10 protein-coding genes are annotated in these 13,069 nt (G+C 34.9%); 6 read left to right on the top strand and 4 right to left on the bottom strand.

Features of this window, described 5'->3' with window-relative positions:
* The first annotated feature begins 5 nt into the window (after positions 1-5).
* The 4 genes from AN964_RS23065 (at position 6) to AN964_RS23050 (ending at position 4,771) form a co-directional block, all read left to right on the top strand.
* Positions 6-1,613, top strand: a complete 1,608-nt coding sequence (locus AN964_RS23065) for an ATP-binding protein (RefSeq protein ID WP_055742151.1) — start codon at positions 6-8, stop codon at positions 1,611-1,613.
* Positions 1,606-2,289: a response regulator gene (locus AN964_RS23060; protein ID WP_126648689.1), complete on the top strand. Its 684-nt coding sequence runs from the start codon at positions 1,606-1,608 to the stop codon at positions 2,287-2,289. The genes AN964_RS23065 and AN964_RS23060 overlap by 8 nt, the downstream gene beginning before the upstream one ends.
* A gap of 101 nt (positions 2,290-2,390) precedes the next feature.
* Entirely contained in the window at positions 2,391-3,749 is a 1,359-nt protein-coding gene (locus AN964_RS23055) for a CitMHS family transporter (protein ID WP_268888303.1), read from the top strand.
* Between the two features lie 98 nt (positions 3,750-3,847).
* Entirely contained in the window at positions 3,848-4,771 is a 924-nt protein-coding gene (locus AN964_RS23050; RefSeq protein ID WP_055742148.1) for an AEC family transporter, read from the top strand.
* Between the two features lie 205 nt (positions 4,772-4,976).
* On the opposite strand, the gene AN964_RS23045 is transcribed toward AN964_RS23050, so the two are convergent.
* Positions 4,977-5,780, bottom strand: a complete 804-nt coding sequence (locus AN964_RS23045; RefSeq protein WP_055742147.1) for an AIM24 family protein — start codon at positions 5,778-5,780, stop codon at positions 4,977-4,979.
* Between the two features lie 709 nt (positions 5,781-6,489).
* Positions 6,490-6,849: a Lin0512 family protein gene (locus AN964_RS23040; protein WP_055742146.1), complete on the bottom strand. Its 360-nt coding sequence runs from the start codon at positions 6,847-6,849 to the stop codon at positions 6,490-6,492.
* Between the two features lie 212 nt (positions 6,850-7,061).
* Between AN964_RS23040 and AN964_RS23035 the strand changes: the two genes are divergently transcribed.
* Positions 7,062-8,459 (top strand): right-handed parallel beta-helix repeat-containing protein, encoded by a 1,398-nt coding sequence (locus AN964_RS23035; protein ID WP_055742145.1) that lies wholly within the window; start codon positions 7,062-7,064, stop codon positions 8,457-8,459.
* Positions 8,460-8,583: 124 nt separating this feature from the next.
* Positions 8,584-9,423 (top strand): DUF1835 domain-containing protein, encoded by an 840-nt coding sequence (locus tag AN964_RS23030; RefSeq protein ID WP_055742144.1) that lies wholly within the window; start codon positions 8,584-8,586, stop codon positions 9,421-9,423.
* 196 nt (positions 9,424-9,619) lie between these two features.
* On the opposite strand, the gene AN964_RS23025 is transcribed toward AN964_RS23030, so the two are convergent.
* Positions 9,620-11,551 carry a BglG family transcription antiterminator gene (locus AN964_RS23025; RefSeq protein WP_055742143.1) on the bottom strand — a complete coding sequence of 644 codons (1,932 nt, stop codon included), beginning with the start codon at positions 11,549-11,551 and terminating at the stop codon, positions 9,620-9,622.
* 62 nt (positions 11,552-11,613) lie between these two features.
* The gene (locus AN964_RS23020) at positions 11,614-13,065 is read right to left on the bottom strand and encodes a glycoside hydrolase family 1 protein (RefSeq protein ID WP_055742142.1); all 1,452 of its coding nucleotides are present in this window, start codon (positions 13,063-13,065) and stop codon (positions 11,614-11,616) included.
* Between the last annotated feature and the right edge of the window lie 4 nt (positions 13,066-13,069).

The following is a 13,069-nucleotide window of genomic DNA, read 5'->3' as shown; positions in this document are numbered from 1 at the left end:
GCTGCATGAAAACGAAAAAACGTTCACTTCAGACAAAAATTTTCGGGTTGGTATTATTATTGGGATTATTGTTAATCATGCTGCTGACTGTATTCTACAGTTTTATGGAGAGTAAGCAAATCGAAGAAAACAAAGGCAGAATGGCGCTGCAGATTTCAAAAACGGTATCGGTTATTCCAACTATTATTTCTGCATTTCAAACAGATGACCCATCCAAAATGATACAGCCGATTGCGGAAAGGATTCGTAAAGAAACTGGTGCAGAATTTGTGGTTATTGGGAATAAAGACGGAATAAGATATTCGCATCCGGTAAAATCGATGATTGGAAAGAAAATGCGTGGCGGAGATAACGAAAGGGCTCTTCATAATGGAGAATATTATGTTTCGAAGGCGAAGGGGTCACTTGGACCTTCTATACGAGGGAAATCTCCTATTTTAAATAAAAAGGGAGAAGTGATTGGAATCGTTTCCGTTGGATTTCTGCTCGAGGATATCCAACATCAAATATTGAAAAATGTTTCGAAGGTCATTTTTGTTTCCCTCTTTGCACTTTTGATTTCATTAATTGGCAGTATTCTGCTGGCTCGGAATATCCGCAAAGATACAATGGGCCTTGAACCATATCAAATAGCAACACTTTATAAAGAAAAGAATGCGGTGCTTCATGGAGTAAAAGAGGGGATATTAGCGATTGATCAAGATGGGTATATTACGGCGATGAATCAGCCTGCAAAAAAACTATTACATATTAAAGGTTCTGTCCGCCATTTAAAAGTAGACGGACTGTTTCCTTCTAACTATTTATATCAAGTATTAAGATCAGGTACTCCCCTAATTGACAAAGAAATGGTCTGGAAAGACAAAACCGTTATCGTCAATTGCACGCCACTTTTTGAAGAGAGTGGTATAAGTGGAGTAGTTGCTTCTTTTCGTGATAAGACAGAGATTGAGGATATGTTAAACACCATTTCAGAGGTAAAACGATACTCGGAAGATCTTCGGGCGCAAACCCATGAATTTACAAATAAATTATATGTGTTATTAGGATTGCTTCAATTAGGCGAATATGAACAGGCAGTTGAAATGATCCAAACGGAGACACGAACATTACAAATCCAGAATTCGATTGTTTTTAACCAAATTAAAGATACGAAAATCCAGGCCATCCTATTAGGAAAATTGGGTAAAGCATCGGAAAAGAAAATTAATTTTGAGATTGTGGTAGATAGCTATTTAGAGGTATTACCGCCTCATATTAAGCTATCAAATCTAATATTGATTATTGGAAATCTTATTGACAATGCTTTTGAGGCTGTCTATGATGCGAAATTCCCAACGGTAAAATTTTTTGCTACTGATCTTGGAAGTGATATCATCTTTGAAATTTCCGATAATGGGAAGGGGATTGGGGAAAAAGAGATTCCTCATCTATTTGATAAGGGATTTACAACAAAATCTGGGAATGAACCAAGAGGGTTTGGCCTTTCCAATGCAGAAGAAGCTGTTCAAGAGTTGAATGGGATGATAGAGGTGCAAAGTAGCCAAGAAAGCGGAACCATTTTTACGGTGTATCTTCCTAAAACAAACGAAAGGAATGAAAGTCTTGAATAAGATCAAAGCGGTAATCGCAGAAGACGACTTTCGAATAGCCGATATCCATGAGAAATTTTTACAAAAGTTCGAGGAAATAGAGGTAGTTGGGAAATCATTGAATGGTGAACAAACGCTGAATTTATTAGAGGAAAATAACCCAGACTTATTGTTGCTGGATGTTTATATGCCAGATTTATTAGGTTCTGATTTACTTCCACTCGTCCGGGAACGTTTTCCGAAGGTAAGTATCATTATGATCACCGCGGCAACCGATAAGGTTTTTCTTGAGAAAGCATTAAACTATGGGGTTGAGAACTATTTAATTAAACCTGTAGATAGGGATAGGTTTAATGAAGTTATCTATGAATATATCAAAAAGCACTCCCTTCTATTATCAAACCAAGAAGTAAATCAGAATTATGCTGATCTTCTTTTTGGTAAAAAAGTAGATGAGACAGGAGGAAAGGGGAAGGGATTGCCAAAAGGAATTGATGAAATTACTCTTGGAAAGGTGAAAAACGTCCTACAGATAAAAAACATGGGTCTTTCCGCTGAAGAGGTTGGAAAAGAAATAGGCGCATCCAGGATTACGGCCCGGCGATATTTGGAATATCTATCCTCGATTAAAGAAGCAAGAACGGAAGTGGTTTACGGAATTGTGGGGCGGCCGGAAAGGAAATATTATCCCATTTAAGGATGACAGCAGGAATTGCAGTCATCCTTTTTTTTGTGCTCACTTTTTTCTTGTGAACAAAATGAACAAAATACCATTTTATTTACGATATTAACTTTATTTTGAAAACGTTTTCACGACAAAAAGTTTCGATTATTATTAATTTACTTACAAAAGGGGTGAAGACTATGTTAGCTATATTAGGATTTTTAATGATTATTATTTTCATGATATTAATTATGACCAAACGTCTATCCGCTATGATTGCACTGATGGTGGTCCCTGTCGTTTTTGCATTAATAGGTGGTTTTGGCAGTAAAATTGGTCCCATGGCGCTTGAAGGGATAAAAAGTGTTGCTCCTACTGGAATCATGATATTATTTGCGATTCTATTTTTTGGTATTATGATTGATGCCGGCGTTTTTGATCCAATTATTTCAAAAATCTTGAAAGTTGTTAAAGGTGATCCAGTAAAGATTGCGATTGGTACTGCGGTTCTAGCGTTATTAATCTCTCTTGATGGTGATGGAACAACAACCTATATGATTACGATTTCCGCTATGCTTCCTTTGTATAAACGCATTGGCATGAAACCATTAGTTCTAGCGGGAATTGCTGTATCTGCGTCTGGTGTTATGAATCTTCTTCCTTGGGGAGGACCTACTGCCCGAGCAATGACAGCGCTTCATCTTGAGATGGGTGATATTTTTACCCCTGTTATTCCTAGTATGATTGGGGGAGTATTATTTGTATTGTTCATGGCTTATTGCCTCGGAAGGAAAGAGCGTAAACGGATTGGTGTTGCGGAAATAGATTATAGTACAATGTCCATGGTGGCTGCTACATCAGAAACAGCGTACCTTAAACGTCCAAAATTAATTCTTGTAAACTATTTATTAACTATTCTTTTATTAGTGGCTCTAATTAAAGAAGTGCTGCCAGCAACTGTCTTGTTTATGATTGGATTTGCCATTGCGATTACAATCAACTATCCAAATCTAAAAGAACAAAAAGAACGGATTATGCACTATGCGGATAATGCATTATCAGTTGTTTCCATGGTTTTTGCGGCGGGTATATTTACTGGTATTCTTTCAGGAACAAAAATGGTGGATGCCATGGCAAATACGGTTATTACTCATATACCAACTGCCCTCGGCTCACACTTTGCGCTCATTACAGCAATTTTAAGTGCTCCATTTACATTTTTTATGTCAAATGATGCATTTTACTACGGAGTTCTCCCTTTGTTGGCGAAAGCGGCAAGCGGGTTTGGAATTGACCCGGCAGCAATTGGACGCGCTTCACTTTTAGGGTTGCCAGTTCATTTATTAAGTCCTTTAGTTCCTTCTACTTATTTGTTAGTTGGAATGGTGGGAGAAGATTTTGGAGATTTACAACGCTCATTTCTAAAATGGGCATGTGGATCAGCGATAGTAATGATTTTAGTTGCACTTATTTTGACTATTATTCCATTTTAAATGAATTATAGATTAGGAAAAATTTTATAAAGTAAAGTCCAAAGATTCCAATTTTCGAATTTTTGGGCTTTATTTAGTGGAAAGGTATTTGGAACAATATGAGTGTATTTTTACTGATCGGATTAAATGTCATTTTACCAGTATTTATCTTAATAGGTGCAGGTGTATTTCTACATCGGAAATTTAAGTTTGATATGAACACTTTATCAAAATTAAATACTTTTTTTCTTATGCCTGCTGTTAGTTTTGTAAATATTTATCAAAATAATGTTGGCGGAAAAACACTTTTACATATTCTTGGATTTTTAATTCTACAATGTGTTTGCTTAATGTCTCTAAGTGCAATCATCTCAAAAGCAGCAAAATTTGAAAGCAGTCTTGCGTCAACTTTTAAAAATAGTATCGTACTAAATAATTCGGGTAATTTCGGGTTGCCTGTAAGTCAGCTTGTTTTTCAACACAGCCCATTGGGGGCATCTATTCAGATTGTTGTAATGATTTTTCAAAATTTACTTACCTATACATATGGTTTATTTAATTCCGTTTCCGTCGATCACAGTGGATTTAAAGCCATAAAGCAATTCCTAAAAAATCCTGTCATTTATGCCTTTTTATTAGGATTAATTCTTCATACTTGTGATATTAAAATCCCGGGTTTTTTATGGACTCCCATAAAAAATAGTTCAAATGCTTTTTTGGCAATAGCCCTAATTACGCTTGGTGCACAAAGTGCGTATATAAAATTAAGGCGCTTTTCCTTACCCTTAATCCTAAGTTTAATCGGTCGTTTAATTCTTTCTCCATCCATTGCATTGCTTATCATTTTCCTTTTAAAATTGGACGGAACTACTGCACAAGCTCTGTTTATAGCAAGTTCTTTTCCAACTTCAAGAAACAGTGCGCTGTTTGCTTTAGAGTATGATAATCATCCGGAATATGCAGCACAGGTAGTATTAATGTCAACATTATTTAGCATGATTACGGTTACTACAGTTGTATTTTTGTCGACCATTATATTTTAATTTCAAAGGGTAAACAAAATTGTAATCATTATTAGGGAATTTAGCATTTATCGACGTAACTAAGTCATTTTCCTTGGTGTACACATTAAAAGTGTGTGTTATGGAGTTCGTCAGAAAAAAAAAGATGGCGGTTAAAGAATCTTAGAAGTTTCTATAACTGCTATCTTCTTTATCATAACTAGAAATAGTGACACATTTCGTACCGCTAATTTTTTTTAGATGTTGTTATAGGGGATATAGCATTAGCCAACTTTTCGTAAACAGGTAAGGTTGGAGCAATAATGACCTTTCCGGTACCTCTAAATGTTTGAAGCAATCCTTCCCCGGAAGCAACAGAACCGAAAATGCTTTTTGTAGACTTTTCAACGGTAAAATCAATGTTGCCAACTCGGAAAAGTGTAAAGTTTCCATCAACCTGAACCATTTCATTTTGAATTTCAAATTCCACAAGCTCTTCTTCAGGAACAGGTATCTCAAATACACAATATCCGCTTCCAGAAACTTTTGTTTGAAAGAGTCCTTCCCCACCGACTATGGCGGAAGAGATATTTTTCATTGCCTGAACAGAAACGGAAACAGTGGATTCACAGCAATAAAAAAGACCTTTATCCGCAACAATTTCTTCGTTGTTAAGTTCAACAATAATGTAGTGCTTGAAACTAGGCTCCAGATAAATGACCCCGCTGCCTTTGTATTGCGGTTTGATAGCAGATTCATTCGTTAAAACGCTGGAGGCAATTCCTTTTAAAAATCCTTTGGCTCCCGTTCCCCCTAAGCTTTTTAATGTAATATCCCCTTTCATAAACTGTAGAGCACCGGATTCCGCTGTTAAAGAACTATTTTTTAGTGTAATCCTGACTTGTCTTAATTTGATATTGGACTTTTGAGCAAAATACAATTTTTCAGCAATAGAAAAATTATCATTGCCACCTAAATGCTGATATTCTAAAATCTCAATTTTCATGTTTTGATTTTCAACAAAACTAATAACTTGATAGGCTTCTGACATTAAACTTCCTCTTTTCAATTTTATTTAAATAAAATACAAAACAATAAAGATTTGTGATAGATAAATGTGGAAAATTTCTTCTTTGTTGATAATTATATATCATTTGTTCTAGTCATTGGAATAATATTCCTGTATTAATAGTTCTAATTTATCGTTTGGGGAAAGTATAATATAGATTTATTTCATAGGAAGGAGGTAGTTAATATTGCTGATATATTGACAAACAAAATAGTTTAATAAGCAAAATTCTTTTCGGACCATTAAGTTTAAAGACATACGCCAAACCAAACAAGAAAAAAATGGTTCCCGAAGAATCTCGAAAGATTCTTCTTGGAAACCATCTTCTTGACAAAAAAGTATAGATTAGATCGAGGTCTTTGTTAAAGTATGAAATTAAAATCAAAGGTACACAGAAACGCATGGGAATTGCGTTTTAATTAATGGTATCTAATTACGTTCACTTGGCTATGCATAGTTTCAATTGTTTCCACACTTTGCGGACACAGATTCCGTTATTTTCATAAAAAGTGCTATTTTCGGTTTGTTTGCGGACACAGATTCCGCTAAATGCCATAAATTACATCAAATTGACATACTTTTAGCTAATTAGCGGAACGTATGTCCGTTAAAAATGCAAAATCACCATTTTTGTCACAAATAACGGAATGTATGTCCACTCAGGTTTCAATATTTTTGCCGTTACTTTATACTAATAGCCAACTTCTACTGATGCCACAACAATGTACATCTTATCATTTTTATCGCCTTTTTCCTCAATAACAATTCCGCTAGTTGTCAGCATGCCTCCGTCCATCACTTCTACTGATACTTTTCCAAAAGGTATCGCCTCTTTTACCGTATCAATATCCAGTTTATCCTTATCGCAAGGGACGGCTAATTTTACATTTACAACCATATTGTCCAAGCTGTTTCCGGGCAATACAGAGCGGATACCCGGCATCGAATTAAAGTGAATGGCATTCTTTATAGCACGGACAGCTGCTTTCGTAATATCTTGCCCGTGAACATCAATACCCATCCCGGTTTCAATAAACATTAGTTTTTCCATCATTCATACACCTCACTGTTGACATTGATTCTATTTTATCAAAAATACCTCATTATGCATCCGATTAGTTCTAGGTTTTCCTGTTTTACTCCAATAAGCTAAATAAAATATAATTTATATAAAGCATACAAAGAGAAGAAGGGTATAATATGTGTTTGACATTAACCATTTCAAATTGTTTTATAGATTACTTTTAATAAAGGAATGATCGCGTGAAAAAAATAATATTAATCCTCTTAACTGCAGCTATGATAATGGTTGTTTTCATATTAAATAATACTATTGCAGAACAGGATAAGCCTATATACGTAGCTTTAAATGGAAATGATCATAATGATGGTTCAAAGTCAAAGCCCTTTCGCACGCTAGAAAAAGCAGCTGAAGAAGCAACAGCAGGGACAACAGTTTTTATTAGAGAAGGTACCTACAATGAAAAGCTTGCCGTTAAGCATAGTGGAACAAAATCAAAACCAATTATTTTTAAAGCCTATAAAAAGGAAAAGGTTGTTCTCAGTGGTGAGCATCTAAAGGGTGTGGAAGGGGATACCTCCTTAGTTACGATAAATAATAAAAACTATGTTACGATTAGCGGATTAACGATCCAGGATTTATCTACTAAATTAACAGATGAAACGGTAATGGGAATCTATGTTACGGGATCTAGCAGTCATATTGTATTAGAAAATAACCATGTAAAGCGGATTGAAACTTATGCAAAGGATGGAAATGGGCATGGAATCGCTGTATATGGATCTGGCCCAATGAAAGACATAAATATTGTAAATAATACGGTGGAGGATTTAAAACTCGGTTCAAGTGAATCTCTTGTACTGAATGGGAATATTGACGGTTTCAAGGTGGAAAATAACATTGTTCGCCGAAGTGATAATATCGGGATTGATCTAATTGGTTATGAAGGTGTTTCTAATAATAAAAGTGTTGACTATGTTCGTAATGGTGCAGTAAAAAATAACAAAGTTTATGAAATCTCCTCTTACGGCAATCCAGCTTATGGGGAGGATTATAGTGCAGACGGTATTTACGTAGACGGCGGGAAAAAGATAACCATTGAAAAGAATACCGTTTATCAATGTGATATCGGAATAGAAGCAACCTCGGAGCATGCCGGAAAATATGCTGAAAAAATTAATATAAATAACAATACCATATATAACAACTTTTACACAGGGATTTCGATTGGTGGATATGATAAAGATCGGGGAGGCACTCTAAATTCTACGATTTCCCAAAATATCATTTACCGAAACGACACGAAGGGATTAGACGGCGGACAGATTTTGCTACAGCATGATACAAAAAATAATGTAATCGAAAGAAATATTTTGACTGCCGGACCATCACGCATATTTATTGCCAATTATTTTAAAAGCAATAAAAATACTAAATTGCAAAAGAATATATTCCATAAAGAAAATAAAAAAACTGGTATTTGGGTATGGAAGGATGAAGAATATACGTCGTTTGCGAAGTTCAAAAATGCTTCAAAAAGTGACCGGAAATCCAGTTATTTAGATCCAAAATACGAAAATGCAAACCATGATGAATTTAAATTGAAAAAGAATTCACCTGCGAAGAAAATTGTAGAATAAATTTGATCATCCTCTTTCCGTTTAAAGATATAGATACAATAGTGTAATGAACGTACCAACTTTAACTCCTGAAACTCTATGAATCTTAACAGATTCTAAATATGGCGAAAGGAACAATTTAGATATGAAACATATTATATTCGGTGCATCAGCATCTGGTAGTTTAAAATTCGTTTTAAGAGAAATGGGGCTTAATAAAGAAGAAGTTATCGCTTTTTGGGACACATTCTCCATTGGTCCGATTTGGAAGTTACATGAGGAAAATGGAGTGAAATCAAGATTTGAATGGATGAAGAAATGTATAAGTGACGAATATGATGAATTCCCTGATTATAAGAAAAGGTTTAGAAAGACAATCAATGAAATAGCCTCCATCCCTGAAGGTACGCAAATAACCATTTGGACTTCTGATAACGCCCACGAACAGATTGGTATGCGAATGGCTATGTATCTTTTAAAGGAAAAAAATATGGATATCAGCATTATCAACACAACAGAAGAATATGAACAGAAATTTAGAATAAAAAAGATGAAGTATTCGCTCCTTCATTCAGGTGAAATTCCCCTTGAAAAGTTCCAATTTATATATGAGCATGGTCATAGAATACGGATTACAGACCATGATCGAGAGAAATTGGAAAATGAATGGATTTCTCTTTCAGATAATAAGGAAACGTTAAGAATATGGCAAAATGGAAGGATACAAATAGTACCTGAAGACTTTTTTGACGATTTTATAATAAAAAAAGCAAAAAAATTACATGGTAATAAAAAACAAAAGGACTTTATGAAATCTGCAAGATTAATAGGGGAAGTGCTGGGTCATTTAGAACAATATGTAGGGGATGAATTTCTTGAATATCGGCTAAAAAAGCTGATTGAAGCGGGAATTTTTGAGGCGGAAGGCAGTCTTGCAGCCATGCGTTTTTATAATGTGAGGTTAGTAGGCAAAGTTCCAAACTGACGCCTAAACGGTATAAGCAGCATCATACAAGTTGGTGTTTCCCTTCCGACCGCTGGTTTTAGCATTGAAAAGATAAAAATAAGTGCCTAATGCTCCGTACTTTAAGGTATACATAGTAGGAGGACAGGCACTATTTTTTGATTAGTTGGTATTATTATTAGTCAATTGTGTTAAACGTGTATTGGTAAACCACCCTTTATTCCGGAAAGTAATTATCCCGCACCATTAATTCAATTAAACGATCCATAAATTCGTCCCTAGTATTTGTACCAAAAAGATAATTAATATTATATGGTTCAGCAGCCAATTCAATAATTCGCGGGAAAATCTTGTTAAATGTATATGAGTCATCCTTGTTGACGGCAATCCCAATAATTAGTTTCACTTTAATACTATCCCACTCAACTTGGCTGACAGGTTTTAAAATCATTAATCCCGTCCTTATTGCTTCAAACTTCATTGTGTGGGGAATGGCGACACCGCTTGGATAAGCGGTTGAAGAAACCTTTTCCCGTTCATTCAATTTCTTCAAGTAGTCATTATCTACATAACCATTCTGTTGAAAAACATCAGCAATGGTCTCCATTATTTCCTCTTTTGAGGAATCATCACTAATGTTGATGAAAAAATTCTCTCTAAATAATTCTGGGATCTTTTCTTTAAGAAAGTTTAGGTAATTGTTATGTTTGATGCTTTCAATAGCACGGCTGATCAAAGCAATATCGTGTTTCGTTATAAATTCATGTATACTCACTATTTCCGTATGAACGGGTGCTAAATGATTTCTTAACTGTTCAGAGTTTTGCGTTGTGATGACTAATTCATTGGAAGTGAATGAATTCAAATCACTGATGTCTTCATAAATCCCTCTTATCACCAATTCATCATCAAAATGTTTTTGAATACACTCTTCAATTTCTGATTGCTGACCTAGATATGCCGGAGTAATAATAACTGTATTAATTTTGTTATTATCATCATGTTGACTGTTTAAAAATGATCCAATGTGTAATGCAATAAAGGCAATTTCATCATCATTAATCTCAACATTTAAATCATTCGACAGCACCGAAGCCAAATATACAGCAATATCAAAAATGATTGGGTATTTAATTCGAATGTTCAATACACTCATGTTTCTTGTATATTTATTTTGCATTAGCCGATTGTACAAGTTTTGCACATGCACTAATAGACGGGTTTTAAAATTTTGATCATCAAAATCAAGCATGTAGACTTCGCTTATTTCCTGAATGGCATGTTCTAATGCTTTCGAAACTTTGCTGTTTGCATAATCATCCATGGAAATCTCATCATCTTTTAGCTGGCCGGTAAATAAGATGGCCAATTCGTCTTTATCCGCTTGAGAAAACTGTATGTGGTACATTTTATATAGTTTATCTGTTATATCATTTACGATTTTAAAACTGGTTGTATTACGATTATGGATTGGAGATGAGCTCTGTTCTAGCTGTTCATTATCCGTTGCTCGTTCAACCGCAATTGCTAAATGCAAGATGAAATTTTTAAAGAAGTAAGTGTTTCGATGAACATGATACTTTTCAAAAATGGTCCTGCTTAATTTCATCAGCTCATGAAGGGATATTTTTCCTAAAAATCTCTGCACTTCTTCTTCAAGAGATGTTTTGGTTGGTTTCGATAAGTCAATTAAATCAATCATCAATTTTCTGCGGCTTTTCTCATCGCCAGTAAGGACATACCGATTATGCTGTTGAATGATTTGTAAGCCATGTTTCGTCACAAAACGATTGAGGTATATCATATCAGAACGGATTGTAGCGTCTGAGACGTATAAAGTATCTGCTAAATCGAATAAATCCAAGCCACGGTCAGAACTCTTAATAAGCCGTCTGAGAATATAAAAACGTCGATTATCAATATGATCATTATTTTCTGGATATTTAATAATATTGGAAGTATTATTACTTAACCTATAGCCTACTCTGCTCGATTCTATAAGATTAGGGTGTTTATCATTAATTGACTTAACGTAATGACGAATAGTTCGGTCGGTTACGCCTAATGAATCAGCTAATGTTTTAGCAGATATAAAGTCTCTTCCTGCATGTTTTTTAAGATAATCGAGTAACATATCCGTATTATTCATCAAATCAGTCCTTGTATAGTAAAAAGAGGAAGGTCAACTGCCATCTTCCCCTTTTTAGTATGTTAAATTTCTGAACCATTAGTTGATATGACTTGCTTATACCAATAAAAACTATCTTTCTTCAATCGTTTTGCAGAACCTTTGCCTTCGTCGTCTAAATCAACATATATAAAACCGTAACGTTTGGTCATTTGTTGGGAAGAACAACTAACAATATCAATTGGTCCCCAAGCGCAATAAGCTATGATATCAGCACCATCATATATTGCGCGACCAACCTGTTCGATATGATCACTTAAGTAGGATATACGATAATCATCATGGACCTTTCCGTCTTCAAGCGTATCATACATACCGAATCCATTTTCGGCAATTATGATTGGTTTCTGATAACGATCCCAATATTGAGAAAGCGTATTATATAATCCTTGTGGATCTACATTCCAGCCCCATGGATTAGCATCTAAATTAGGATTTACCGAAGTTGAATCAGCTTTATTCACATTTCTTGTTGAATCAACCATCTGGGAGAAATAATAGGAGATAGCAAGATAATCCATCGTATTTTCTTCTAACACCTTTATTTCTTCCTCTGTAATATCAAGATGAATATTGTTTTCCTTGAAATAATTGACAGCATATCTTGGGTATTCACCACGAAACTGAACATCTGTAAAGAAATATTGCATGCGATTATGCTGCATAGCTAATACAACGTCATCTGGCTTACATGAAAATGGATATACTGTCATGTCAGCAACCATGGTCCCAATCTCTAAATCATAATGTAATGTTTTGGCATATTTTTGAATTTTAGCAGAGGCTACCATTTGATTATGAACGGCCTGATATTCAGCCTCTTCAATATTGTCATATTGATCTCTGCATATACCTAAAGACAAGAATGGTTCGATTTGAACCATGTTGATTTGGTTAACAACAATCCAATACTTCACTCGATTTCCGAAGCGATCTAAAAGTACCTTTCCATAACGTTCAAACATATCAATGACTGTTTTATTTTTCCAACCGCCATACTGTAATGTGATGTTAATTGGTGTTTCATAATGTAACATCGTAATGATTGGTTCGATTCCAAGAGACTTCATCTTATCAATCATTTTGTCATAGTGATTTAAGGCTGCTTCGTTAGGTTCGGTTTCATCCCCGTTAGGAAATACTCGTGACCAATCTATAGAAGTTCTAAAAGTTTTAAAGCCCATTTCGGCTAGTAATTCTAAGTCACTTTCATAAGTGTGATAAAAATCAATACCGTGACGTTTAGGAAAGTAATGGGTTGTATCAGTAAGATTCTTTTTCACTTCATCTAACGTCATCCCTTGCTTTTCTAACTCTTGAATTTCTTCGTTGGACATTCCTTTGAGATATGGTTGAACATCAGATGAATTGGGTTGTTTTCCATCTTCATTAAAAGCACCGTCAGCTTGGCTTGCGGCAATTGCGCCGCCCCATAAGAAATCCTTTGGAAAACTTGCATATTTATTTTGTCTCATTTAT

It is taken from the genome of Heyndrickxia shackletonii (assembly GCF_001420715.1).
Classification (GTDB): Bacteria; Bacillota; Bacilli; order Bacillales; family Bacillaceae_C; genus Margalitia; species Margalitia shackletonii.
This window is presented reverse-complemented; position numbering and strand designations above follow the sequence as displayed.